Source organism: Pseudomonas sp. HS-18 (assembly GCF_020401845.1).
Classification (GTDB): Bacteria; Pseudomonadota; Gammaproteobacteria; order Pseudomonadales; family Pseudomonadaceae; genus Pseudomonas; species Pseudomonas nitroreducens.
The window spans coordinates 5,073,871-5,098,661 of record NZ_CP084413.1; the positions used below are offsets into that span (position 1 = coordinate 5,073,871).

Below are 24,791 nucleotides of genomic sequence, written 5' to 3' on the forward strand. Positions count from 1 at the left end.
CACTCAGCTTAGCGAATCGTGTAGGCGGCCAGCTTACCGCTGTTGCCGAACACGTACATCCAGCTGCCGACTACCAGCGGGCGAACCCGCACGCCGTCACCGTCAACCTTCTCGCGGCCAACGAAACGACCGTCCACCTGGCTCAGCAGGTGCACATAGCCTTCCAGGTCACCGACAACCACGTTGCTCGACAGCACGGCCGGAGCGGACAGCTGGCGGCGAGCCAGCGCGTCGTTGCTCCACAGCGAGGACGAACCACGGGAGTCGAGGCTTTCCACGGTGCCGCTGGCCTGGCTGATGAACACACTGCCAGTCCCTTCGGCGACGCCGACGTAGCTGGAAGCTTCACGCTGCCAGAGCACGCGGCCGGTGCCTACGTCCAGCGCCGCGGCGCGGCCCTGGTAGCTGGCGACGTAGAGAACATTGTCGACCAGCAGCAGGCCGCCGTCGATGTCGACGACGCGGTCCAGCTCGGAACGGCCTTGCGGAATGGCAACGCGCTGCTCCCAGACCGGCAGGCCACGCTCGACGTCCACGGCGACGACCTTGCCGCTGGCCAGGCCGGCCAGGGCCAGGCGGCCAGCGATCAGCGGAGCGCCGGTGCCACGCAGAGTCAGCACCGGCACGGTGCCTTCGTAGATCCAGCGCTGATTGCCGGTGGCGGCATCGAAGCCGATCAGCTTGTCGTCCTGGGTCTGCACGACTACCACGTCACCGTTGGTGGCCGGGGCTGCCAGTACTTCGCTGCTCACCTTGGCGCGCCACTTCTGCTCGCCCGAACCGGAATCCAGGGCGATCACGTCACCGCGCAGAGTGCCCAGCAGGACCATGCCGTTACCCACGCCGACGGCGCCGGAGATGGGCAGGTCGAGGTCTTTCTTCCACAGCACTTCGCCGGTTTCGCGCTGCATGGCCATGACGCGGCCTTCGGCAGACGCGGCGTAGATGGTCTGGCCATCCACAGCGGGCTCGAGCAGGTTGTACAGGTCGCCCTGGCCGTCACCGACCGAACGGCTCCACTGTTTCTCCAGGCGGACCTCTTCCTTGAAATCGGTCAGCTCGGCCGGCGGCAGTTCCTTCTTGCTATTGCTGCTGCAACCCACAGCCATCAGGGTCAGTGCCAGCAGTGCAACGTGTTTCCAACGCAACATCTCAGGCGTCTCCCTTGGCCAGGTCGTCGAGTTTCATCTGCAGGGCGCCAACGGCGGCGTCTTCCGGCAGGGCAGCCTTGGCCTTTTCGTAGGCGACACGGGCGTCGTCGTTGCGCTTGAGCTGCAGCAGCAGGTCGCCGCGCAGTTCTTCGCGAGTGGCTACATAGGCCTTGTCGACGTTGCCGTCGAGCAGCTTGAGACCGTCCTCGGCCTTGCCCTGGGCAGCCAGGACACGCGCCAGGCGCTGCCGGGCCAGTTCGCCAAGGGTGGCATCCACCGGCTTGTCGACCACGGCCTTGAGCTCGAGGGCAGCGTCATCCAGCTTGCCGTTGTCCACGGCGACCTTGGCGACGAACAGGCGGCCGTACTGGGCATACGGAGTACCGGCGTACTCGGTGGTCAGCTTGCCAGCGAGTTCGGCGACCTTGGCGGTGTCGGGCTTGCCGGCCGGGTTCAACGCGGTTTCCAGCAGGGCCTGGTAAATGATGGAAGCGCCCTGGGACTGGTTGGTCTGGTACTTTTTCCAGGCTTGCCAGCCGAACACCACGATCAACGCCAGAGCGGCGCCGGTCAGCAGGGGCATGCCGTTACGCTGCCACCAGTCCTTGATGTCAGCGATCTGTTCTTCTTCGGTACGGTTACTCACCCCAATACTCCTATCCGCTCGATTCAGGCCTGCTGGAGGCAGGCAGCCAGGTGCTCGGGCAGAGCATCCCAGGCGATATTCTTTTGTTCGCCCTCGCCACGCAGGGGCTTGAAACCTACCACGCGGTTGGCCAGTTCGTCGTCACCCAGAATCATGGCGAACTGTGCGCCGCTCTTGTCGGCCTTCTTGAACTGGCTCTTGAAGCTGCCGGCGCCGGCATTGACCAGCAGGCGCAGCCCCGGGATAGCCGAGCGCAGTTGTTCCGCCAGGGTCAGCGCGGCCAGCTCGGCCGGCTCGCCGAAGGCGCAGACATAGAGGTCGGCCGGGCGATTCAGCTCGGCCGGGACCACGCCCAGGGTTTCCAGCAGCAGCACCAGGCGCTCCACGCCCATGGCGAAGCCCACGCCCGGCGTCGGCTTGCCGCCGAACTGGCTGACCAAGCCGTCGTAGCGGCCACCGCCGCATACGGTGCCCTGGGCGCCGAGCTTGTCGGTGACCCACTCGAAAGCCGTGCGGCAGTAGTAGTCGAGGCCACGCACCAGTTTCTGATTGATTTCGTAGCGCAGGCCGACCGCGTCCAGGCGGGCCTTCAAGCCCTCAAAGTGGGCGATCGACTCTTCGTCCAGGTAATCATGCAGGCTCGGTGCACCGACCAGCAGGGCCTGGGTGGCCTCCACCTTGCTGTCGAGGATACGCAGCGGGTTGGTGGTCATGCGGCGCTGACTGTCTTCATCAAGCTGGTCGAAGCGCTCCTGCAGGTAGGCCACCAGGTCCTCGCGAAAACGCGCCCGAGCTTCGCTGGAGCCCAGGGTGTTCAGTTGCAGGGTCACGGCGTCGGCCATGCCCAGCTTCTGCCACAGGCGCCAGGTGAGGATGATCAGCTCGGCGTCGATGTCCGGGCCGGGCAGGTTGAAGACTTCCACGCCAATCTGGTGGAACTGGCGGTAACGGCCCTTCTGCGGCTTCTCGTAGCGGAACATCGGGCCGGTGTACCAGAGCTTCTGTACCTGGCCGCCACCGGACAGGCCGTGCTCAAGCACAGCGCGCACGCAACCGGCAGTGCCCTCCGGACGCATGGTCAGGGATTCGCCGTTGCGATCGAGGAAGGTGTACATCTCCTTGTCGACCACGTCTGTGCCTTCACCGATGCCGCGGGCGAAAAGTTCGGTGAATTCCAGGATCGGCATGCGGATCTCACTGTAGCCATAGGCATCCAGCAGATCGGCAAAGGTGCGCTCCAGATAGCGCCAGGCCGGGGTCTGGTCCGGCAGGATGTCGTTCATGCCACGGATGGCTTGCAGGGACTTGCTCACTTAGGATCCTTGTTGCGGTCAGCCGCGCACGATGAGTGCGGCGTCGGCCTCGGCCTTCTCGGCCGCTTTTTCGCGGATCAGCCGTTCCAGCTCATCCACCAGGTTATCGTTCTGCAGCTTCTGCGCCGGCTTGCCGTCGATGTAGATCAGGTTGCTCGGCGTACCACCGGTAAGGCCGATGTGGGCCTCCTTGGCTTCGCCCGGGCCGTTGACCACGCAGCCGATCACGGCGACGTCCAGCGGAACCAGCAGGTCCTCCAGGCGGCCTTCCAGCTCATTCATGGTCTTCACCACATCGAAGTTCTGCCGCGAGCAGCTCGGGCAGGCGATGAAGTTGATGCCACGGGAGCGCAGGCGCAGCGACTTGAGGATGTCGAAGCCGACCTTGATCTCTTCCACCGGGTCGGCGGCGAGGGAAATGCGGATGGTGTCGCCGATGCCTTCGGCGAGCAGCATGCCCAGGCCCACGGCCGACTTCACGGTGCCCGAACGCAGGCCACCGGCTTCGGTGATGCCCAGGTGCAGGGGTTGCTCGATCTCTTTCGCCAGCAGTCGGTAGGCGGCGACGGCCATGAACACGTCGGAAGCCTTCACGCTGACCTTGAAGTTCTGGAAGTCCAGACGCTGCAGGTGGTCGACGTGGCGCATGGCCGACTCCAGCAGTGCTTCGGGAGTCGGCTCGCCGTATTTCTTCTGCAGATCCTTTTCCAGCGAGCCGGCGTTGACGCCGATGCGGATCGGGATATTGCGCTCGCGGGCGGCATCGACCACGGCCTTGACCCGGTCTTCGCGACCGATGTTGCCGGGGTTGATACGCAGGCAGTCGACGCCCAGTTCGGCCACGCGCAGGGCGATCTTGTAGTCGAAGTGGATATCGGCCACCAGCGGGACTTTCACCTGCTGCTTGATCTTGCCGAACGCCTCGGCGGCGTCCATGTCCGGCACGGAGACGCGAACGATGTCGGCGCCGGCGTCTTCCAGACGGCGGATCTGGGCCACGGTGGCCGCCACATCCAGGGTGTCGGTGTTGGTCATGCTCTGCACGGCAATGGGGGCATCCCCACCTACCGGCACGTTACCTACCCAGATTTTCCGGGACAGGCGACGTTTGATCGGAGACTCGCAATGCATCTTACTGTCCACCCAACTTCAGGCGTGCGGTGCCACCGCGCGCTGGCGTGACTTCAACTGGCTGGCCGTTGTAGCTGACCTGGGCGCCCTGGGCAAAGCCAAGGCGCAGTTGGACCGGCGCCTTGGCGGCGACTTCCAGCGAATCACCCTTGCGCTTGAGGCCCTCGAGGATGACCTTGCCGTCGGCATCGGTCACCTGGGTCCAGCAATCGGCGGTGAATTGAACCTTGACCACGCCCTGCCCGGCGGCCGCGACCACAGGAGCAGCCGGCGCCTCGGCCGGTGCAGCGGGGTTCGCCGGTACGGCGGGCTGTTGCGCAGCCGGCGGTTGCGCCGGGGCTGGAACTGCCGGTGCGGGAGCCTGTGCGGCTTCAGGTACGGCGGGTGTGCCCGGAGCGACAGGTGCGGCAGTGGCCGGCGGAGTACCTTCGGCCGGAGCCTCGGCGGTGCCGCTGTCGCCAGCGGGCTCGGACGGAACCGGCGGGGTATTGGCCTGGTCCTCGGCGACGGCCTGATCTTCCGGCTCGTCGAGGGTGTGGATTTCAGTGGTGCCGTCGGCGCTTTCGACCTCGACGTGCTCCATGTTCAGGCTGCCCGTCTCGGCCGGACGCGCGGAGCGTTCCTGCCACCAGAAGTAACCGAAGCCGATCAGCACGGCCAACAGGGCCAGGCTGAACAGGCGCAACAGGTTGCGCGACAGGCGCACCGGCTCGACCACGCGGCCGAGCGCCTGGACGTTGCTGCCGCTGGCATCGGTGCCGGTGTACTGATCGAAGGCAGTGACCATCTGGGCCTGGTCCATGCCCAGCAGCTTGGCGTAGGCGCGGATATAGCCACGGGCGAAAGTGTGGCCCGGCAACTGGTCAAAGGAGCCCTGCTCCAGCTGGCGCAGCGCATTCTCGGTGAGATTCAGCTGACCGGCGACCTGAGCGGTACTCCAGCCCTTGTTCTCGCGCGCCTGGCGCAGGGTCTCGCCAGGATTGGCGCGGGTCGTGCCGATGACATCGGACTGCGACGTATTCATCATTTATCCGCCTGGTATGCCTGGTATTCAGGAGAAGCGGGATACAGGCGCTTGAGTTGCAGCCCGTAACTGGCAGCGGTATCCCGGTCGTCAAAAATCTTCGCCAGTCGAATCCCCAGCAGCAAACTGCGTGCGGTCTGCGGGCCCTGCTTGAGGTATTCCTCGTAGAAAGTCCGGGCCGGCACGTACTCGCGATCCTGGTAGTTCAGGTCAGCCAGTTCGATCAGTGCCCCCGGCTGATTGCGATTCAGGCGCACGGCCTTCTCGAAGTACTGCTTGGCCTGGACCCGGTCGTTGAGCTTGAGGCTGACGATGCCGAGATTCTCGAAGATGCGCGAGCGCTCGGAGTAAAGGCCGTCTTCGGTGGCCTTCATATAGGTGTCGTAGGCTTCCTTGTAGCGCTTCTGCTCGAACAGGAAACTCGCGTAGTTGTTCAGGATACGGGCATCTCCCGAACGCGCGGACAGCGCTTTGCGGTACTCGCTCTCGGCGAGCTTGGGTTCCATTTCGGTCTGGTAGACAACCGCCAGCGCAGCGTGGGCGTCAGCGCTGGACGAGTCGATCTCCAGCGCCTGGCGCAACGGCACCTTGGCCTGCTCGGTATTGCCCATCTGCAGGTAACCGATACCAAGCTGGATGTAGGCGTCACGCGCCTCGTCCCGGCCCTTCTCGGTTTTCAGAGGATCCTGTTTACCAGTCGTCACGCAACCCGTCAGCACGGTTGCCAACAGTAAGAACAGCGCGGCGCGCAGGGTCATCGGAATCCTCCCTAGTTCAGTTTCGATTGGCGTTGGTCGGAGCCTGTTCGGCATCGGCGGCCAGCTGTCGTACGGCAATATAGCGTTCGCTGCGGCGGGTGCGGTCCATCACCTGGCCTACCAGCTGACCACAGGCGGCATCGATGTCGTCGCCGCGAGTGGTGCGAACCGTAACGTTGAAGCCGCTTTTGTGCAGCATGTCCTGAAAACGGCGGATGGCATTGTTGCTCGGACGCTCGTAGCCGGAATGCGGGAACGGATTAAACGGAATCAGGTTGATCTTGCAAGGGAAATCCTTGAGCAATGCGATCAACTGCTCGGCATGCTCGGGCTGGTCGTTGACGCCGGCCAGCAGAGTGTACTCCACCGTCAGCACGCGCTCCTTGCCCAGGCGCGTGATGTAGCGGTAGCAGGAGTCGAGCAGCATTTCGAGCGGGTACTTCTTGTTGATCGGCACCAGCTTGTTGCGCAGTTCATCGTTGGGCGCGTGCAGCGACAGTGCCAGGGACACGTCGGTCACCTCGGCGAGCTTGTCGATCATCGGCACCACGCCGGAGGTGGACAGGGTCACCTTGCGCTTGGAAATGCCGTAGCCGAGGTCTTCCATCATGATGCTCATGGCGGTCACGACGTTATCGAAGTTCAGCAGCGGCTCGCCCATGCCCATCATCACCACGTTGGTGATGGCACGGTCGATCTTGCCCGGGATGGTCCCGAACGATTGGTTGGCGATCCACACCTGGCCGATGATCTCGGCAGAGGTCAGGTCGCTGTTGAAGCCTTGCTTGCCGGTGGAGCAGAAGCTGCAGTCCAGCGCGCAACCGGCCTGGGACGACACGCACAGGGTGCCGCGGCCGCCCTGCGGGATGTACACGGTCTCGACGCAACTGCCCGAGGCCACGCGTACGACCCACTTGCGGGTACCGTCAGAGGAAATGTCCTGGCTGACGATCTCCGGCGGGCGAATTTCGGCAACGGCCTTGAGCTTTTCGCGCAAGGCCTTGCCGACATTCGTCATGGCGTCGAAATCGACGGCGCCAAAGTGGTGAATCCATTGCATCACCTGGCCGGCGCGGAAGCGCTTTTCACCGATGGACTCGAAGAATTCCTCGAGCTGGGGCTTGGTCATGCCCAGCAGGTTGGCCTTTACAGCGGTATCAGTCATGGATTCACCCTCGCTCATTCACTGACGGATCAGCGAATGCGCTCGCACACCTCGGTGCTGGAGAAGAAGTAAGCGATTTCGCGGGCAGCCGAAGCTTCCGAGTCGGAACCGTGTACGGCGTTCTCGTCGATGGAAACAGCGAAGTCGGCGCGGATGGTGCCGGCGTCGGCTTTCTTCGGATCGGTGGCACCCATCAGCTCACGGTTGCGCAGGATGGCGTCTTCGCCTTCCAGAACCTGAACGACGACCGGGCCGGAGGTCATGAAGGAAACCAGGTCCTTGAAGAAGGGACGCTCTTTGTGCTCGGCGTAGAAGCCGCCAGCTTCGCGCTCGGACAGCTGAACCATCTTCGAAGCGACAACGCGCAGACCGGCTTTCTCGAAGCGGGTCAGGATTTCGCCGATGACGTTCTTGGAAACGGCGTCGGGCTTGATGATGGAGAAGGTACGTTGCAGGGCCATGGAAATAACTCCGAAAAGCAAGGTTGGTAATGCCAAGAAGCCCCTGGCGTGGCCAGGAGCTCCTGCGATTCTAGGGTTTGCCGCGTGCCGAGCCCGCAGGGCGAAGGCCGCGAAACCGGCCCGACTGCGACAGGGCCGGCGACTGGAAAATTCCCCTGGGGAAATTTTCGACAGCTCACCTAAAGATAAAACCCGCGAATTATACGCGGGTTCATGACAAATGGGTACGCGGCTCTGGTGAGCCGCCCCTCAGTCGGCTTCGTCGATCCAGGCGGCCTGGATGGCCTCCAGGACCTTTTCCCCGCCGCGGGAAGGATCGTCGCTGAACTCCGGCAATGCCAGCACCCAGCGGTGCAGATCGACGAAATTCACGTAGCGCGGATCGACATCCGGCTTGGACTCGGCCAGCTGGATCGCGATTTCGAGCACATCAACCCATTTCAGACTCATGTGAACGCTCCGCCTCAGTGACCTTCGGACACCTGGTTGATGGTGTACTTCGGAATCTCCACCACCAGGTCCGTCTCGCCGACCACGGCCTGACAGGAAAGACGCGAATCCGCCTCCAGACCCCAGGCCTTGTCCAGCATGTCGTCTTCCAGCTCGTCGGAGGCTTCCATCGAATTGAAGCCCTCGCGCACGATCACGTGGCAGGTGGTGCAGGCACAGGACATCTCGCAGGCATGCTCGATCTCGATGCCATTGCGCAGCGCTGCCTTCATGATGGTTTCGCCCGGCTGGGCTTCGATCACCGCGCCTTCAGGGCAGTGCTCGGCGTGGGGCAGAAAGACAATCTGCGGCATCTTCGCTTATTCCTCGATTTCGTTGAGCCGGCGACCGGCCAGTGCGGCTTTGACGGTGGCGTCCATACGGCGCGCGGCAAAGGCGTCGGTCAGCTGGGACAGACGCTTGATCTGTTGTTCGATGGCGACGGTATCGCTGCCGGTGGCCAGCTCGCGCAACGAGTCCATGCCGGCATCGATGACCAGGCGCTCGTCGGCCTCCAGCAGGCGTTCGCCGTCAGCGTCCAGCGCCGACTGCACGGCCTCCAGCAGGCGCTGGGCCTCGACCTGCTGTTCACGCAGGGCGCGGGCAGCAAGGTCATCGCCGGCATATTGGAAGGAGTCCTGCAGCATGCGGGCGATTTCGCCATCGGTCAGGCCGTAGGAAGGCTTGACCTGGATGCTCGCCTCGACGCCCGAGGACAATTCGCGGGCGGAAACGCCCAGCAACCCGTCGGCGTCGACCTGGAAGCTGACGCGAATCTTCGCCGCACCAGCCACCATCGGTGGAATGCCGCGCAGCTCGAAGCGCGCCAGGGACCGACAGTCCTTGACCAGCTCGCGCTCGCCTTGCAGCACGTGGATCATCATGGCTGTCTGGCCATCCTTGTAAGTGGTGAACTCCTGGGCGCGGGCCACCGGAATGGTGGTATTGCGCGGGATCACCTTCTCCATCAGCCCGCCCATGGTTTCCAGGCCGAGCGACAAGGGAATCACGTCCAGCAGCAGCAACTCTTCGCCGCGCTTGTTGCCGGCCAGGGCATCAGCCTGGATGGCCGCGCCGATGGCGACCACCTGGTCCGGATCGATGTCGGTCAGCGGGTCGCGAGCGAACAGGTCGCCCACCAGTTCGCGTACCCGAGGTACGCGGGTCGAGCCGCCCACCATGACGACGGCGCTGACCTCTTCCAGCTCGACACCGGAATCACGGACTGCGCGACGGCAGGACTTGAGGCTGCGCTGAATCAGCGGATCGATCAGAGCCTCGAGCTGGGCACGGGTCAGTTCACCAGACCAGCCGTCATAAGCAACGGCCGCGCTGGCGCTGTCGGTCAGCGCTTCCTTGGCCGCGCAGGCAGTCTGCAGCAGACGGCGCTGGGCGCCCGGATCGAGGTCGGCCGAGAGACCGGCCTGCTCGATGATCCAGCCCGCAATTGCATGGTCGAAGTCGTCGCCGCCCAGGGCGGTATCGCCGCCGGTGGCCAGGACCTCAAAGACGCCACGGGTCAGGCGCAAGATGGAAATATCGAAGGTACCGCCGCCCAGGTCATAGATGGCGACCACGCCCTCGGCGTTCTTGTCCAGGCCATAGGCCACGGCAGCAGCGGTCGGCTCATTGAGCAGACGCAGAACGTGGAGGCCGGCCAGACGCGCGGCGTCCTTGGTGGCCTGGCGCTGGGCGTCGTCGAAATAGGCGGGAACGGTGATCACCGCGCCCACCAGCTCGCCACCCAGGGTCGACTCGGCGCGCTGACGCAGGACACGGAGGATCTCAGCCGAGACTTCCACCGGGCTCTTGGCCCCCTGGACTGTCTCGATGAAGGGCATGTGCGATTCGCCCTGGGTGAAGCGATACGGCAGCTGGCCGCCCAGTTGCTTCACATCTTCCAGGCCGCGCCCCATGAAGCGCTTGACCGAGATGATGGAGTTCAAGGGGTCTTGCGAGGCGTTGGCGCGAACGCTCTCCCCCACCTCGATGCGATCGGCGAGATAGCGCACTGCAGAAGGCAGGATCACTTCGCCGCGATCATCGGGCAAGGGCGCTGCGACGCCGCTGCGCACGGCAGCGACCAGGGAATTCGTGGTGCCCAGGTCAATCCCTACCGCCAGGCGGCGCTGGTGTGGCTGGGGACTTTGTCCGGGCTCGGCGATCTGCAGTAGGGCCATGCGGTTTCTAATCAGGCTATCGGGCGCGGCGCGGGCCGCGCGGATTAATCGTCGAGTCGCTCTTCGAGCTGCCGCACTTCCTGCGCCAGCTTGTCGAGGAACTGCATGCGGCGAACCAGACGCTCGGCCAACTCACGACGGGCGGCATCATCCCAGCAATCGGCGAAATCCTCTTCCAGACGCTGCTGGGCGGATTTCAGCTGACGCTTGAACTGCGCCACGCCATCAAGATCGGCGTTGTCCTGCAGATCTTCCAGATCCTCGCGCAGCTGCATCTGCTGCAGCAGGAACTCCGGGTCCTGCACCGTGGCTTCCAGCGGCAATGCATCGCCACGCAGGGCCAGCAAGTACAGCGCGCGACGCGGGACGCTCTTCAGCGTCTGGTAGGCATCGTTGAGCTCGGCGGCCTTGGACTGCGCCAGTCGTTGCTCGCGCTCGGAAGCATCGGCGAAACGATCCGGATGGACGGTACGCACCAACTCCCGATAGCGATTGCCAAGGGCTTCCAGATCGATCCGGAAGCCCGGCTGCAGGTCGAACAGCGCGAAGTGACAGGGACTACCCACGCCCAGCCTCAGACGTTGAAGCTTTCGCCGCAGCCACACTCACCGCGCACGTTCGGGTTGTTGAACTTGAAGCCCTCGTTGAGGCCTTCCTTGGTGAAGTCCAACTCCGTGCCGTCGAGGTAGACCAGGCTTTTCGGGTCGATGATGACCTTCACGCCGTGGCTCTCGAACACCTCGTCCTCGGCTGCCAGTTCGTCGACGAACTCCAGCACGTAGGCGAGACCCGAACAGCCGGTGGTACGCACGCCAAGACGAATGCCCTCGCCCTTGCCGCGCCCTTCGAGGGAGCGGCGAACGTGGTTGGCGGCGGCTTCGGTCATGCTGATGGCCATGGGAACTCCTTACTCAACGAATCGCTTCAGAGCAGACCTTTCTTCTGCTTGTAGTCGCGCACGGCCGCCTTGATGGCGTCCTCGGCGAGTACCGAGCAGTGGATCTTCACCGGCGGCAGGGCCAGTTCTTCGGCGATGGTGGTGTTCTTGATCGATTCGGCTTCGTCCAGGGTCTTGCCCTTCATCCACTCGGTGGCGAGGGAGCTGGAGGCGATGGCCGAACCGCAGCCGTAGGTCTTGAACTTGGCGTCTTCGATGACGCCCTGCTCGTTGACCTTGATCTGCAGGCGCATCACGTCGCCGCAAGCGGGAGCACCGACCATGCCGGTGCCGACATCCGGATCTTCGGCGTTGAGCTTGCCGACGTTGCGCGGGTTTTCGTAGTGGTCGATGACCTTGTCACTGTAAGCCATGGCTAATCCTCACTTCTACGGGGCGGGTCAGTGGGCCTGCCATTCGACCTTGGACAGGTCGACACCCTCTTTGAACATATCCCACAGCGGCGAGAGCTCACGCAGCTTGGAAACGGCTTCCACCACCTTCTTGGCGGCGTAATCGACCTCTTCTTCGGTGGTGAAGCGGCCGAAGCTGAAACGGATGGAGCTGTGCGCCAGCTCGTCGTTGCGACCCAGGGCGCGGAGCACGTAAGACGGCTCCAGCGAGGCCGAGGTGCAGGCGGAACCGGACGAAACGGCCAGGTCCTTGAGCGACATCATCAGCGACTCGCCCTCGACGTAGTTGAAGCTGACGTTGAGGATGTTCGGCGCGTAGGAAACCGGGCTGCCATTGAGGTACAGCTCTTCCAGGTCCTGCACCTGATCGAAGAAGCGCTTGCGCAAGCCTTCGATGCGGGCCATTTCCTGGTGCATTTCTTCCTTGGCGATGCGGAAGGCTTCGCCCATGCCGACGATCTGGTGGGTCGCCAGGGTGCCCGAACGCATGCCGCGCTCGTGGCCGCCACCGTGCATCTGGGCTTCCAGGCGCACACGCGGCTTGCGACGCACGTACAGAGCGCCCATGCCTTTGGGGCCGTAGACCTTGTGGGCGGAGAAGGACATCAGGTCGACCTTGAGTTTCTCCAGGTCGATGTCGACTTTACCGGCGGACTGGGCGGCATCGACGTGCAGCAGAATGCCACGGGCGCGGGTCAGCTCGCCGATGGCGGCGATGTCGTTGATGCTGCCGACTTCGTTGTTCACGTGCATGACCGAAACCAGGATGGTGTCGTCACGCAGGGCGGCCTCGACCATCGCCGGGGTGATGACGCCCTCGGGAGTCGGCTCCAGGTAGGTCACTTCGAAGCCTTCGCGCTCCAGCTGGCGGCAGGTATCCAGGACCGCCTTGTGCTCGATCTTCGAGGTGATGATGTGCTTGCCCTTGGTCGCGTAGAAGTGCGCGACACCCTTGATGGCGAGGTTGTCGGACTCGGTGGCACCGGACGTCCAGACGATCTCGCGGGGGTCGGCATTGACCAGCTCGGCGACCTGGCGACGGGCATTCTCAGCCGCTTCCTCGGCCTTCCAGCCGAAGACGTGGGAGCGCGAGGCCGGGTTGCCGAAATTGCCGTCAACCAGCAGGCAGTCGGCCATTTTCTGAGCGACACGCGGATCCACCGGGGTGGTGGCGGAGTAGTCGAGGTAAATCGGCAATTTCATCAGGTAACTCCTACAGGCGGGCGTTCGCTCAATCGATGGCGGACGCTTCAATCTTGTCGAGGCGCAGCGACTTGCTGCCGGAGCAGCGACGCTCGTCCTGGCGCTGGGCGACCTCTTGAACTTCGCGGCGCTCGACCAGGTCGGCCAGGCTGATGCCGCTGAGAAACTCGTGAATCTGCTGACTGAGGTCGCACCACAGGTGATGGGTCAGGCAGGTATCGCCGGAGTGGCAGTCACCCTGACCCTGACAGCGGGTGGCGTCGACCGATTCATTGACTGCATCGATCACCTGGGCGACGTGGATACCGGTCATGTCACGGGACAACTGGTAGCCGCCGCCCGGACCGCGCACGCTGACCACCAGGTTGCCACGGCGCAACTTGGCGAACAGCTGTTCCAGGTAGGACAGGGAGATACCCTGGCGTTCGGAGATATCGGCGAGAGAAACCGGGCCACGCTGGGCGTGCAACGCCAGGTCGAGCATGGCGGTAACGGCATAGCGGCCTTTGGTGGTCAATCGCATGGGGAAATCCGGAAGAATCGCTGGTATGGCGGAAGTATGCTCTTTTCCGACTATTTAAGTCAACTATAAGACCTATTACTTTAGTCGGATTTAGCCAGCGAACGGCGCCGTATTCTAACAGTAATGGCGGCGTCGGCACATCACTGCGCCGACTGGCTGCTCTCCTGGTCCTTGACCCCGGCGAAGTCCTCTTCCCGCAGAACCGGAAGATCCTTCGCGCAGTAGTCACTGCCCAGGGCCGTCAGGGCCTTGCACATGCCCTCCAGACGGCCGTCGACCGCCTGCAGGTGATCGAGCAACTGACCGATGGCGCGCGCCACCGGGTCGGGCATGTCCTGGCTGACGCCATAGGCATCGAACCCGAGCTTTTCTGCCATGGCCTGGCGCTTGGCGGCCTGATCCGCATCCGCATCATCCTTGACGATGATGCGACCCGGAATACCCACGACGGTTGCCCCAGGCGGTACCTCCTTGGTCACCACAGCATTGGAACCGACCTTGGCGCCAGCACCCACCGTGAAAGGACCGAGCACCTTGGCACCCGCTCCCACCACCACGCCATCGGCCAGGGTCGGATGGCGCTTGCCCTTGTTCCAGCTGGTGCCACCCAGGGTCACACCCTGATAAATGGTCACGTCATCGCCAATTTCGGCGGTTTCGCCGATGACAATGCCCAGGCCGTGGTCAATGAAGAACCGGCGACCGATCTTCGCCCCCGGATGAATCTCGATGCCGGTCATCCAGCGACCGAAGTTCGACACCATGCGCGCCAGCCACTTCCAGCCGGAAGTCCACAAGCCATGGGCCAGGCGATGCAGCCAGACGGCATGCAGCCCCGGGTAGCAGGTCAGCACCTCGAAGGCGTTGCGCGCCGCCGGGTCACGATGGAATACGCTCTGGATATCCTCGCGTACACGCTCAAACATCTTCATCACTCCGCTTGGAAAGCTCCCCGCGGGCAGCCTTCTGTGTCTCGGTGAGAATACCCCGCAGGATATTCATCTCCAGCTTGCTGACCCCGCTACGGCCATACAGGCGGCGCAGGCGCGACATCAGGTGGCGCGGCTTCTGCGGATCGAGGAACTGGATATCCACCAGGGTCGACTCCAGGTGCGCGTAGAAACGCTCCAGCTCGTCCGATGTCACCGGAACGCTGTTGAGCATCGCGGTGGACTCGACCTTCTCCTGCTTGGTCGGCTGCCCCTGAACAGCCAGCCAGGCCATGCGCACCTCGTAGACCAGCACCTGCACCGCCGTCGCCAGGTTCAGCGAGCTGAAGTCGGGATTGGCCGGGATGTGCACATGGAACTGACATCGCTGCAGCTCCTCGTTGGTCAGGCCGGCGTATTCGCGGCCGAACACCAGCGCGACCTCACCACCCTGCTGGACGTGCTCCAGGCTGGTGGTGGCGCACTCGCGGGGATCCAGCAGCGGCCAGGGAATACGGCGATCGCGCGCACTGGTGCCCAGTACCAGGCTGCAGCCCACCAGGGCATCTTCCAGGGTCGGAACCACCACGGCCGCGTCGAGAATGTCATCGGCACCGGAAGCACGCGCGCGCGCTTCACCGCTGGGGAAATCCATCGGATCGACCAGCACGAGGCGCGAAAGGCCCATGTTCTTCATCGCACGGGCCGTACCGCCGATATTGCCGGGATGGCTGGTGTTGACCAGCACCACGCGAATTTTGTCGAGCAACGCGCGACTCCACACATAAAGCGAAAAAGGGAGGGAATCCTACCGCAGCGGTGGGTCTTGCGCCACGCAGGCGACAGGTCGCTCTATGAACGCCGGCGCTTTCTGCTAGAATGTCCGGCTTTCTTTAACGACCCAGGTGACCTCTCCATGCAGCCTATGCTGAATATCGCCCTGCGCGCCGCTCGCAGCGCCGGTGAACTGATCTTCCGCTCCATCGAACGCCTGGATACCCTGTCGGTCAACGAGAAAGAAGCCAAGGACTACGTCACCGAAGTCGATCGCGCAGCCGAACTCTCCATCGTCACCGCCCTGCGCAAGGCCTACCCGAACCACGGGATCATGGGCGAGGAAGGCGGCATGCTCGAAGGCAGCGGCGAAGGCGCCGACTACCTGTGGATCATCGACCCGCTGGACGGCACCACCAACTTCATCCACGGTGTTCCGCACTACGCCGTCAGCATCGCCTGCAAATACCGCGGCCGCCTCGAGCACGCCGTGGTCCTCGACCCGGTCCGTCAGGAAGAATTCACCGCCAGCCGTGGCCGCGGCGCCGCACTGAACGGTCGCCGCCTGCGCGTGAGCAACCGCAAGAGCCTGGAAGGCGCACTGCTCGGCACCGGCTTCCCGTTCCGCGACAGCCAGATGGACAACCTCGACGCCTACCTGGGCATGTTCCGCAGCCTGGTCGGCCAGACCGCCGGCATCCGCCGCGCTGGCGCCGCCAGCCTGGACCTGGCCTACGTCGCCGCCGGCCGCTACGACGCCTTCTGGGAATTCGGCCTGTCCGAGTGGGACATGGCAGCCGGCGCCCTGCTGATCCAGGAAGCAGGCGGCCTGGTGAGCGATTTCACCGGCGGTCATGAGTTCCTCGAGAAGGGCCAGATCGTCGCCGGCAACACCAAGTGCTTCAAGGCACTGCTGACCAGCATCCAGCCGCACCTGCCGGCCTCGCTCAAGCGCTAAGCCTGAGCGGCACCAGAAAAAGCCCGGCGATGCCGGGCTTTTTTGTGCCTGCGAGAACGCACTTCCTACACAAGGTTGGAAAAGAAAAAGGCGCCCATTGGGCGCCTTTTCCACTTACACCTGGCGACGGCTTATTGCTGCCCCAGGACCAGTCGACCGCTCTTGTCGACCGGAATCTGCGAGCCCGGATCACGATCCATGCGGACCTGACCAGCCTTGCCATCGAGCAGGTACTTCACGTCATAGCCGACGACCTTCTCGCTGGTATCGTTGACGGTGCTGCAGCGGGTTTCGGTGGTGGTGTAGGTATCACGCTCCTGCATGCCTTCCTGCACCTTGTTACCCGCGTAGCCGCCGCCGATGGCGCCTGCCACGGTGGCGATCTTCTTGCCGTTGCCGCCGCCGATCTGGTTGCCGAGCAGGCCGCCGGCAATGGCGCCGATGGCGGTACCGGCGATCTGATGCTGGTCCTTGACCGGGCGCTGATGGGTCACTGCCACGTCCTTGCAGACCTGGCGCGGATTCTTGATGGTTTCCTTGACCGGCTGAACGGCGAGCACCTCGGCGTATTGCGGCGCACGGTCCACCAGACTGTAGGTAGCCACGGCGCCACCGGCAGTCACGCCTACAGCGCCCAGCACGGTACCGATTAGCAACGACTTGTTCATAGGGTTCTCCTGGTCTTTCTTCTCATTCGGGCCTTGCCCTTTACCCTGCCTTGGAGCAAAGGATTTGTAAGAAAGTTCCAACAAACCCGTGAGCTACTGCCCACAAACAAGAACTCCCGCCGAAGCGGGAGTTTTGTCGAAAGCCCGGAGCGCTCTATTACGGGCGCTCGTCGACTTCCTTGCTCGGCGGAGGAATCAGGTCCTCGCTGGACAGGTTCAGCCAGATCAGCACCACGTTGGCGATGTAGATCGACGAGTAGGTACCCGCCATCACACCGACGAACAGGGCGATGGAGAAGCCGAACAGGTTGTCGCCACCGAAGAACAGCAGGGCGGCGATGGCCAGCAGGGTCGACACCGAGGTGGCGATGGTCCGCAGCAGGGTCTGGCTGGTCGAGATGTTGATGTTCTCGATCAGGCTGGCCTTGCGCAGCACGCGGAAGTTCTCGCGCACCCGGTCGAAGATCACGATGGTGTCGTTCAGCGAGTAGCCCACCACCGCCAGCACCGCGGCCAGCACGGTCAGATCGAAGGTGATCTGGAAGAACGACAGGACGCCCATCACGATGATGGCATCGTGGATCAGCGAGAGGATCGCCCCCAGGGCGAACTTCCACTGGAAGCGGAAGCCCACGTACAAGAGGATGCCACCCAGCGCCAGGAGCATGCCGAGGCCGCCCTGGTCGCGCAGCTCTTCACCCACCTGCGGGCCGACGTACTCGACGCCGTTGACCTTGGCCGGATTGGAAGCGTCGGCCTTCTGCAGCGCAGTGGCGACCTTCTTGCCCAGCTCCGGGTCCTCGCTGGGCATGCGCACCAGCACGTCGCGGGTGTCACCGAAGCTCTGCACCACGGCCTCGCTGTAACCGGCGGCGACCAGTTGCTCGCGGACCTTGGAGAGGTCGGCAGGCTGCTCGTAGCTCAGCTTGATCGACGTACCGCCGGTGAAGTCCAGGCCGAAGTTGATGCCTTTGAAGACCCAGCTGCCGAGGGCGATCAGGGTCAGGATCAGGGTCGCGGCGAACGCAATGTTGCGCACGCCCATGAAGTTGATAGTACCGATCTTGATATTCATCTCTGGCCCCTTAGATCCACAGCTTTTTAACGTCGCGGCCGCCGTAGATCAGGTTCACCATTGCGCGGGTGACCAGAATGGCAGTGAACATCGAGGTGAGAATACCCAGGGACATGGTCACGGCGAAGCCCTTCACCGGGCCGGTGCCCATGGCGTAGAGGATGCCGCCGACCAGCAGCGAGGTCAGGTTGGCGTCGATGATCGCGGTGAAGGCACGGTTGAAGCCCTCGTGAATCGCCCGCTGCGTCGACATGCCCGCCGCCAGCTCCTCGCGTATCCGCGAGAAGATCAGCACGTTGGCGTCCACCGCCATACCCATGGTCAGCACGATACCCGCGATACCCGGTAGGGTCAGGGTCGCACCGAGGATCGACATCAACGCCACCAGCATGACCATGTTGAAGGCCAGGGCGACGGTGGCGATCACGCCGAAGAAGCGGTAGATGACGATGATGAACAGGGAAACGAAGACCATGCCCCACAGGGATGCATCGATACCCTTGGCGATGTTGTCGGCACCCAGGCTCGGGCCGATGGTGCGCTCTTCAGCGAAGTACATCGGCGCAGCCAGGCCACCGGCGCGCAGCAGCAGGGCCAGTTCCGAGGACTCGCCCGGAGCGTCCAGGCCGGTGATGCGGAACTGGTTGCCCAGCGGCGACTGGATGGTCGCCAGGCTGATGATCTGTTTCTCTTCCTTGAACGCCTGTACGGCGACTTCCTGCTCGACGCCGTCGACGACCTGCTTGGTATAGCGGGTGATCGGCTTCTGCTCGATGAACACCACCGCCATGCTGCGGCCGACGTTGTTGCGGGTCGCGCGGTTCATCAGCTCGCCGCCGTGGCCATCCAGACGGATGTTCACCTGCGGACGGCCGTTCTCGTCGAAGCTGGCGCTGGCGTCGGTGACCTGGTCACCGGTGATGATCACGCCACGCTCCAGGGTCGCCGGCGGACGACGCGGCTCGCGGAAATCGAAGGTTTCGGTGGAGGACTTGATCGCATCCGGCTCGGCGGCCAGGCGGAACTCAAGGTTCGCGGTCTTGCCGAGGATACGCTTGGCTTCGGCGGTGTCCTGTACGCCCGGCAGCTCGACGACGATGCGGTTGGCGCCCTGGCGCTGTACCAGCGGCTCGGACACGCCCAGCTCGTTCACACGGTTGCGGACGGTGGTGAGGTTCTGCTTGATCGAGTATTCGCGGATTTCGGCCAGCTTGGTGGCGGTCATGGCCAGGCGCAGGACCTGCATGCCATTGCGCTCGCTCTGGGCGGTTTCGAAATCGCGGAAATCCTTGGCGATGATCGACTTGGCCTTGTCCAGGTCGGCCTCTTCAGTGAAGCCCAGCTGGATGCCGCCGTCCTGTACCGGCAGGCTGCGGTAGCGCACGCGTTCTTTACGCAGGGCGCTCTTGACCTCGTTCTCGTAGACCTTCATACGAGCGTCGACAGCCTTGTCCATGTCCACTTCCAGCAGGAAGTGCACACCACCGGACAGGTCCAGACCCAGCTTCATCGGGTGGGCGGCGATGTTGCGCAGCCAGTTCGGCGTGGTCTGGGCCAGGTTCAGGGCGACTACGTAGTCGTCACCCAGCGCACGGCGGACGATGTCCTTGGCCGGCAACTGGTCTTCCTGCTTGACCAGGCGGATCAGGCCGCTGTTCTTGCCCAGCGAGCCCGCCTTCACGGCGATACCGGCGTCGGCGAGCGCCTTGCTGGCCTTATCCACGTCGGCCTGGGTGACCTGCAGCGCAGTGCTCGCGCCGCTGATCTGGACGGCCGGATCGTCAGGATAGAGGTTGGGTGCGGAATAGATGAAACCGACGGCCAGGACCGCCAGGATCAGCAGATACTTCCACAGGGGATACTTGTTGAGCATGACACCGCCCGTTATGACGCGGGGCGCATCTTGCGCCCCGTCGGTTGGGTTTCTAAGAGGTGGATCAGATCGCCTTCAGGGTGCCTTTCGGCAGGGTCGCGGCGATCGCGGCCTTCTGGAACTTCAGCTCGACGTTGTCGGAAACCTCGACGACGACGAAGTCATCGGCCACCTTGGTCACCTTGCCGGCGATACCGGCGGAAGTGACGACTTCATCGCCCTTCTGCAGGCCGGACAGCAGGTTCTTGTGCTCCTTGGAGCGCTTGGCCTGGGGACGCCAGATCATCAGATAGAAGATGACCAGGAAACCGACCAGGAAAATCCACTCGAAGCCGGTACCGGCCGGGCCAGCAGCAGCGGCCGGGGCTGCGGCGTCAGCGTAGGCAGCGGGGATCAGAAAACTCATTGGAAACTCCTGTCTCAAAGCTTTTTCGATGAATAAGGTCAGTCCGCCAGCGGCGGCACGGGTAGGCCGCGCTTGGCGTAGAAGGCGTCGACAAAGTTCGCCAATGTACCCTGTTGGATTGCCTCGCGCAAACCAGCCATAAGCCGCTGATAATGCCGCAAGTTGTGGATGGTATTGAGCATGCTGCCGAGCATTTCGCCGCACTTGTCCAGGTGGTAGAGGTAGGCGCGGGAGAAGTGCTTGCAGGTGTAGCAATCGCAGGTCGGGTCCAGCGGAGATTCGTCGTGCTTGTGCACCGCGTTGCGGATCTTGATCACCCCGGTGTCAACGAAAAGGTGGCCATTGCGCGCATTGCGGGTGGGCATGACGCAGTCGAACATGTCGACGCCCCGGCGCACACCTTCCACGAGGTCCTCGGGTTTGCCCACACCCATCAGGTAACGAGGTTTGTCAGCCGGCATGTGCCGGGGCAGGAAGTCCAGCACGCGGATCATCTCTTCCTTGGGCTCGCCCACCGACAGGCCGCCGATGGCCAGGCCGTCGAAGCCGATTTCCTGCAGGCCCTCGAGCGAGCGCATGCGCAGCTCTTCGTGCATGCCGCCCTGGACGATGCCGAACAGCGCCGACGGGCTGTCGCCGTGAGCAGCTTTAGAACGCTTGGCCCAGCGCAGCGACAGCTCCATGGAGCGTTTGGCCACGTCGAACTCGGCCGGGTACGGGGTGCACTCGTCGAAGATCATCACGATGTCCGAGCCAAGCGCACGCTGCACGGCCATGGACTCTTCCGGGCCCATGAAGACCTTGGCGCCATCTACCGGCGAGGCGAAGTACACGCCCTCTTCCTTGATCTTGCGCAGCGCGCCCAGGCTGAACACCTGGAAACCGCCCGAGTCGGTGAGGATCGGCCCCTTCCACTGCATGAAGTCATGCAGGTCGCCGTGCTTCTGGATCACCTCGGTGCCCGGGCGCAGCCACAGGTGGAAGGTATTGCCGAGGATGATCTGCGCGCCGATGCCCTCGATGTCGTGCGGGAGCATGCCCTTCACGGTGCCGTAGGTGCCCACCGGCATGAAGGCCGGGGTTTCCACCACGCCGCGCGGGAAGGTCAGGCGGCCGCGACGGGCCTTGCCCTCGGTGGCCAGCAGTTCGAATTTCATGAAGCTCATGGATCAGTCCTCGGGGCCGCGCGGTGCCAGGTTGCGGGTAATGAACATGGCATCGCCGTAGCTGAAGAAGCGATAGCCCTGCTCCACTGCCGCCGCGTAGGCAGCCATGGTCTCGGGGTAGCCGGCGAAAGCGGAGACCAGCATCAGCAGGGTGGATTCGGGCAGGTGGAAATTGGTCACCAGGGCGTCAACCACGTGGAACGGCCGGCCCGGGAAGATGAAGATGTCTGTGTCACCGCTGAACGGCTTGAGCACGCCATCACGGGCGGCGCTTTCCAGCGAGCGCACGCTGGTGGTGCCGACGGCGACCACACGACCGCCACGCGCCTTGCAGGCGGCCACGGCATCGACCACCTCCTGGCTGACTTCCAGCCATTCGTTGTGCATGTGGTGGTCTTCGATGCGCTCTACACGTACCGGCTGGAAGGTACCGGCGCCGACGTGCAGGGTCACGAACGCAGTTTCCACACCTTTGGCGCGGATAGACTCCAGCAGCGCCTCATCGAAGTGCAGGCCGGCAGTCGGCGCCGCAACAGCGCCCGCGCGCTCGGCGTAGACGGTCTGGTAACGCTCGCGGTCGGCGTCCTCGTCGGGGCGGTCGATATAGGGCGGCAACGGCATGTGACCGACGCGCTCCAGCAGCGGCAGCACGTCCTCACTGAAACCCAGCTCGAACAGCGCATCATGGCGCTGCAGCATTTCAGCTTCGCCACCGCCGTCGATAAGGATCTTGGAGCCCGGCTTGGGCGATTTGCTGGAACGCACGTGGGCCAGCACACGGTGGCTGTCGAGCACACGCTCTACGAGGATCTCCAGCTTGCCGCCGGAAGCTTTCTGGCCGAACAGGCGGGCAGGAATCACCCGGGTGTTGTTGAACACCATCAGGTCACCCGGCTTGAGGAAGCCGAGAATGTCAGCGAATTGCCGATGGCTGAGCTCGCCGCTCGGACCGTCCAGCACCAGCAGACGGCTGGAGCGGCGCTCGGGAAGCGGATGGCGGGCGATCAACGCCTCGGGCAGGTCGAAATGAAAGTCAGCGACGCGCATGGGAAGAGCTATCTCGAAGGGGCGCGTATCTTACTGGAAATGCCAAATTCTGACCATTCGAGCCGATTGACCGGCGCAGAGCGGCTCCCTATACTGCGCGCCCATTGCCTCGGTGGCGGAATGGTAGACGCGGCGGATTCAAAATCCGTTTCTGGCGACAGAGTGAGAGTTCGAGTCTCTCCCGGGGCACCATCCTCCCTCTCCTCAGTGGAGGGAACACTTGAAAGCCCGCTCATTCAGCGGGCTTTTTCGTTTCTGGCCTTCAGCGCTTCGATGAAGGCCGCCAGCGCCATCGGCTTGCCGAACAGATAGCCCTGCAGCACGTCCACCTCGCATTGCGCCAGGTAGCGCCACTGTTCCTCGGTCTCCACGCCTTCGGCAACGATCCGCAGATTCAGCTTGCCGCACAGTTCGACGATGCTGTCGAGGATGTGCGAGGACAGCGCGTCCACTCCGATCATCGCGACGAAACTGCGGTCGATCTTCAGCGCGTCGACCTTGAAACGGTGCAGGTACGCCAGGCTGGAGTTACCAGTGCCGAAGTCGTCGATCGCCAGGTAGACGCCCTGGGCATGGAGATTGTCGAACAACTCGTCGATGGCCGCACTGGAGACGATCAGCTCACGCTCGGTCAGTTCCAGGGTCAACTCGGGACGATGCGGCAGGAACCGCGCCTGGAACTCCTGGCAATCCTCGAACAGCCCCGGCTCGGTGAGGTGCCGGGCGCTGATGTTGAAGCCCAGGTGGAAGCCATCGCCCAGCAACTCGCCGTGTGGCGCCAGGCCATCGGCGACCTGGTGCATCAGGTCGCGGGTCATCGGCACAATGAGCCCGGAACGTTCGGCCATGGGAATGAACAGATCCGGCCCGACCATCCCTTCGCGCGGGTGAATCCAGCGCATCAGCACCTCGGCGCCGATCCAGCGGCCGTCCCGTGCGTCCACCAGCGGCTGCAGGTAAGGGACGAACTCCCCCGCCAGCAGGGCTCTCTCCAGCTCCAGACTCGGGGTCGCGGAGCGGCCCCAGAGCCAGAAACAGGCAAGGCCTGAGACGCCGCCCAACATGAGCATCAGTGCCACCAGCGGCAGCGAGTCTTCGCGGATGTGCCGCCATTGCGCCCCGGCAGGGAAGCCACCGATCACCGCGTACGGAAACAGCTCAGAGCGCCGCTCGACGTGCCCCAGCGGCAACGGCAACGGCTCGCCGTCGCGCACCGCGCCCTCCTCGTCCATCCACTGCCGTCCGACCTGCAGCTGCAGGTCACTGCGCTGATCGACCAATTGCAGGGTGTTGCTCAGGTAGCGTCCGTCAACAGTGGCAAGCGCCGCGTAGATTCCCTGCTGCCGACGCAGGATCAGCAGGGCAGAGTCCGGCGTCACCCGGTTCCCGGCCATCATCCGCAACTGCCCCTGCGCATAGAGAGAAGGGTCCAGCAGCTCATCGAACTCGCCGAACAGCGACGTACAGTAGATGTCGTCGTCACGGGCCAGGTTGACCGAGCGGACGAACGGCACTACGGCGACCTGCTCCCTGAGCACCAGGGTCGCCTCGTCGCAGGACTCATCGGCGTGCAGCAGCGCCACGCGGGCCGCGCCGGTGGCATTGCCGAGCATCACATCGAACAGGCGCACGGCTTCGTTCGCAGCGGTACTGGCCTCGACGGTCAGGCTGCGCAAGGCCTGCCAATAGATAATGGCGCTGCCCAGCAGCAGCGGCAGCAGTGCCATGGAAAGTGAAAAGACCAGGCGGGGCAGCAGCCTGCGCCGGGTATAACTGCGTAGCGGCATCCTTGATCCTTGCTCGACGGCGTCGCGACCTGCGGCGCATTGCCACTCCCCGTGGGCAGCGGACGTGGTTTGAGCTTAGAACAGCCTCCGCCGCAGGGCGCCGTGCGCAGGAATCCGTATAATCCCGGCCCCATCGATCCCAGCCTCCATAGAAGACGCTCATGCCCAAGCAGCAGCTCCAGCCCGCGGGAGACTTCCCGCCCGCCACGCTCGTCCGTCGCTTTGCCGCGATGTTCTACGACTTCCTGCTCTGTGTGGCCTTGCTGATGGTGGTGACGCTCATCTACCAGCAAGGCTTCCTGCGCCTGATCTATGGCAGCGAGAAACTCCGCATGCTGGCCGACCAGGGCGCGCTGACCGGCGATCCGCTGCTGTCCAGCCTGCTGTTCATCAGCGTGTTCGCCTTCTTCGCGAAATTCTGGACCCATAGCGGCCAGACCCTGGGCATGCAGGTCTGGGGCGTGCGCGTGCAGAACGCGGACGGGACGCGCATCAGCCTGATGCAGGCGCTGCTGCGCTTCGTCATTGCCATCGTTTCCTGGGGTTGCGTCGGTCTGGGCTTCCTCTGGATGCTCTGGGACAAGGACAAGCGCACCTGGCAGGACCGCTACTCGGAAAGCGTGGTGATCCAGATTCCCAAGGCGGTGCGCAAGGCAACGCAAGGCCGGGGCTGACCCCGGCAGACAAAAAAGCCGGCGATTGCCGGCTTTTTCA

Annotated in this window: 27 protein-coding genes and 1 tRNA gene; 3 read left to right on the forward strand and 25 right to left on the reverse strand. The window is 63.7% G+C overall.

Annotated features, from left to right (window positions below; translation table 11 throughout):
- Positions 1–8: 8 nt before the first annotated feature.
- The 18 genes from bamB to trmJ all read right to left on the reverse strand — a co-directional run bounded on the left by bamB (position 9) and on the right by trmJ (position 15,092).
- The gene (gene bamB, locus LDJ84_RS23705; protein ID WP_024762967.1) at positions 9–1,151 is read right to left on the reverse strand and encodes an outer membrane protein assembly factor BamB; all 1,143 of its coding nucleotides are present in this window, start codon (positions 1,149–1,151) and stop codon (positions 9–11) included.
- Position 1,152: 1 nt separating this feature from the next.
- Positions 1,153–1,797 carry a YfgM family protein gene (locus LDJ84_RS23710; protein WP_037014564.1) on the reverse strand — a complete coding sequence of 215 codons (645 nt, stop codon included), beginning with the start codon at positions 1,795–1,797 and terminating at the stop codon, positions 1,153–1,155.
- Between the two features lie 23 nt (positions 1,798–1,820).
- Positions 1,821–3,110 carry a histidine--tRNA ligase gene (hisS, locus tag LDJ84_RS23715; protein ID WP_084359511.1) on the reverse strand — a complete coding sequence of 430 codons (1,290 nt, stop codon included), beginning with the start codon at positions 3,108–3,110 and terminating at the stop codon, positions 1,821–1,823.
- Between the two features lie 18 nt (positions 3,111–3,128).
- Complete coding sequence (gene ispG / locus LDJ84_RS23720; RefSeq protein WP_084359509.1) at positions 3,129–4,241, reverse strand: flavodoxin-dependent (E)-4-hydroxy-3-methylbut-2-enyl-diphosphate synthase; 1,113 nt, start codon at positions 4,239–4,241, stop codon at positions 3,129–3,131.
- Position 4,242: 1 nt separating this feature from the next.
- Positions 4,243–5,268 (reverse strand): helix-turn-helix domain-containing protein, encoded by a 1,026-nt coding sequence (locus LDJ84_RS23725; protein WP_024762963.1) that lies wholly within the window; start codon positions 5,266–5,268, stop codon positions 4,243–4,245.
- Positions 5,265–6,023, reverse strand: a complete 759-nt coding sequence (pilW, locus tag LDJ84_RS23730; RefSeq protein WP_024762962.1) for a type IV pilus biogenesis/stability protein PilW — start codon at positions 6,021–6,023, stop codon at positions 5,265–5,267. The genes LDJ84_RS23725 and pilW overlap by 4 nt, the downstream gene beginning before the upstream one ends.
- A 16-nt stretch (positions 6,024–6,039) precedes the next feature.
- The gene (gene rlmN / locus LDJ84_RS23735) at positions 6,040–7,188 is read right to left on the reverse strand and encodes a 23S rRNA (adenine(2503)-C(2))-methyltransferase RlmN (protein WP_170859360.1); all 1,149 of its coding nucleotides are present in this window, start codon (positions 7,186–7,188) and stop codon (positions 6,040–6,042) included.
- Between the two features lie 29 nt (positions 7,189–7,217).
- Complete coding sequence (ndk, locus tag LDJ84_RS23740; RefSeq protein WP_024762960.1) at positions 7,218–7,649, reverse strand: nucleoside-diphosphate kinase; 432 nt, start codon at positions 7,647–7,649, stop codon at positions 7,218–7,220.
- Positions 7,650–7,898: 249 nt separating this feature from the next.
- Positions 7,899–8,099: a Fe-S cluster assembly protein IscX gene (gene iscX, locus LDJ84_RS23745; RefSeq protein WP_024762959.1), complete on the reverse strand. Its 201-nt coding sequence runs from the start codon at positions 8,097–8,099 to the stop codon at positions 7,899–7,901.
- A gap of 14 nt (positions 8,100–8,113) precedes the next feature.
- Entirely contained in the window at positions 8,114–8,452 is a 339-nt protein-coding gene (fdx, locus tag LDJ84_RS23750; RefSeq protein WP_024762958.1) for an ISC system 2Fe-2S type ferredoxin, read from the reverse strand.
- Between the two features lie 6 nt (positions 8,453–8,458).
- Positions 8,459–10,318 carry a Fe-S protein assembly chaperone HscA gene (gene hscA, locus LDJ84_RS23755; RefSeq protein WP_024762957.1) on the reverse strand — a complete coding sequence of 620 codons (1,860 nt, stop codon included), beginning with the start codon at positions 10,316–10,318 and terminating at the stop codon, positions 8,459–8,461.
- A gap of 44 nt (positions 10,319–10,362) precedes the next feature.
- Entirely contained in the window at positions 10,363–10,884 is a 522-nt protein-coding gene (gene hscB / locus LDJ84_RS23760) for a co-chaperone HscB (RefSeq protein ID WP_024762956.1), read from the reverse strand.
- 8 nt (positions 10,885–10,892) lie between these two features.
- Positions 10,893–11,216: an iron-sulfur cluster assembly protein IscA gene (gene iscA, locus LDJ84_RS23765; protein WP_024762955.1), complete on the reverse strand. Its 324-nt coding sequence runs from the start codon at positions 11,214–11,216 to the stop codon at positions 10,893–10,895.
- Between the two features lie 26 nt (positions 11,217–11,242).
- Positions 11,243–11,629 carry a Fe-S cluster assembly scaffold IscU gene (gene iscU, locus LDJ84_RS23770; RefSeq protein ID WP_015478505.1) on the reverse strand — a complete coding sequence of 129 codons (387 nt, stop codon included), beginning with the start codon at positions 11,627–11,629 and terminating at the stop codon, positions 11,243–11,245.
- A gap of 27 nt (positions 11,630–11,656) precedes the next feature.
- On the reverse strand, positions 11,657–12,871 hold the full coding sequence (locus LDJ84_RS23775; protein ID WP_024762954.1) for an IscS subfamily cysteine desulfurase: 1,215 nt from the start codon (positions 12,869–12,871) through the stop codon (positions 11,657–11,659).
- Between the two features lie 28 nt (positions 12,872–12,899).
- A complete protein-coding gene (gene iscR, locus LDJ84_RS23780) occupies positions 12,900–13,394 on the reverse strand; it encodes a Fe-S cluster assembly transcriptional regulator IscR (RefSeq protein ID WP_024762953.1) in 495 nt (164 codons plus the stop codon).
- A gap of 140 nt (positions 13,395–13,534) precedes the next feature.
- Positions 13,535–14,320 carry a serine O-acetyltransferase gene (gene cysE / locus LDJ84_RS23785; RefSeq protein WP_024762952.1) on the reverse strand — a complete coding sequence of 262 codons (786 nt, stop codon included), beginning with the start codon at positions 14,318–14,320 and terminating at the stop codon, positions 13,535–13,537.
- A complete protein-coding gene (gene trmJ, locus LDJ84_RS23790; RefSeq protein ID WP_024762951.1) occupies positions 14,313–15,092 on the reverse strand; it encodes a tRNA (cytosine(32)/uridine(32)-2'-O)-methyltransferase TrmJ in 780 nt (259 codons plus the stop codon). The genes cysE and trmJ overlap by 8 nt, the downstream gene beginning before the upstream one ends.
- Before the next feature lie 147 nt (positions 15,093–15,239).
- Here trmJ and suhB point away from each other — a divergent pair, with 147 nt between their 5' ends.
- Entirely contained in the window at positions 15,240–16,055 is an 816-nt protein-coding gene (suhB, locus tag LDJ84_RS23795) for an inositol-phosphate phosphatase (RefSeq protein ID WP_024762950.1), read from the forward strand.
- Positions 16,056–16,186: 131 nt separating this feature from the next.
- On the opposite strand, the gene LDJ84_RS23800 is transcribed toward suhB, so the two are convergent.
- From LDJ84_RS23800 to queA, 6 genes are all read right to left on the reverse strand, one after another.
- Positions 16,187–16,723 carry a glycine zipper 2TM domain-containing protein gene (locus LDJ84_RS23800; protein ID WP_037010115.1) on the reverse strand — a complete coding sequence of 179 codons (537 nt, stop codon included), beginning with the start codon at positions 16,721–16,723 and terminating at the stop codon, positions 16,187–16,189.
- Positions 16,724–16,880: 157 nt separating this feature from the next.
- On the reverse strand, positions 16,881–17,798 hold the full coding sequence (secF, locus tag LDJ84_RS23805) for a protein translocase subunit SecF (RefSeq protein WP_024762949.1): 918 nt from the start codon (positions 17,796–17,798) through the stop codon (positions 16,881–16,883).
- 10 nt (positions 17,799–17,808) lie between these two features.
- Positions 17,809–19,671 (reverse strand): protein translocase subunit SecD, encoded by a 1,863-nt coding sequence (gene secD, locus LDJ84_RS23810; protein WP_024762948.1) that lies wholly within the window; start codon positions 19,669–19,671, stop codon positions 17,809–17,811.
- 64 nt (positions 19,672–19,735) lie between these two features.
- The gene (gene yajC / locus LDJ84_RS23815) at positions 19,736–20,077 is read right to left on the reverse strand and encodes a preprotein translocase subunit YajC (RefSeq protein ID WP_024762947.1); all 342 of its coding nucleotides are present in this window, start codon (positions 20,075–20,077) and stop codon (positions 19,736–19,738) included.
- Positions 20,078–20,115: 38 nt separating this feature from the next.
- Positions 20,116–21,234 carry a tRNA guanosine(34) transglycosylase Tgt gene (tgt, locus tag LDJ84_RS23820; RefSeq protein ID WP_089285745.1) on the reverse strand — a complete coding sequence of 373 codons (1,119 nt, stop codon included), beginning with the start codon at positions 21,232–21,234 and terminating at the stop codon, positions 20,116–20,118.
- Between the two features lie 12 nt (positions 21,235–21,246).
- On the reverse strand, positions 21,247–22,290 hold the full coding sequence (gene queA / locus LDJ84_RS23825) for a tRNA preQ1(34) S-adenosylmethionine ribosyltransferase-isomerase QueA (protein ID WP_024762945.1): 1,044 nt from the start codon (positions 22,288–22,290) through the stop codon (positions 21,247–21,249).
- 106 nt (positions 22,291–22,396) lie between these two features.
- Between queA and LDJ84_RS23830 the strand changes: the two genes are divergently transcribed.
- Positions 22,397–22,482: transfer RNA gene (locus LDJ84_RS23830), tRNA-Leu, on the forward strand.
- 44 nt (positions 22,483–22,526) lie between these two features.
- On the opposite strand, the gene LDJ84_RS23835 is transcribed toward LDJ84_RS23830, so the two are convergent.
- Entirely contained in the window at positions 22,527–24,077 is a 1,551-nt protein-coding gene (locus tag LDJ84_RS23835) for a cyclic diguanylate phosphodiesterase (RefSeq protein ID WP_024762891.1), read from the reverse strand.
- Positions 24,078–24,238: 161 nt separating this feature from the next.
- Between LDJ84_RS23835 and LDJ84_RS23840 the strand changes: the two genes are divergently transcribed.
- Positions 24,239–24,751, forward strand: coding sequence for an RDD family protein (locus LDJ84_RS23840; RefSeq protein WP_024762890.1), 513 nt, complete (start codon positions 24,239–24,241; stop codon positions 24,749–24,751).
- Positions 24,752–24,791: the final 40 nt, after the last annotated feature.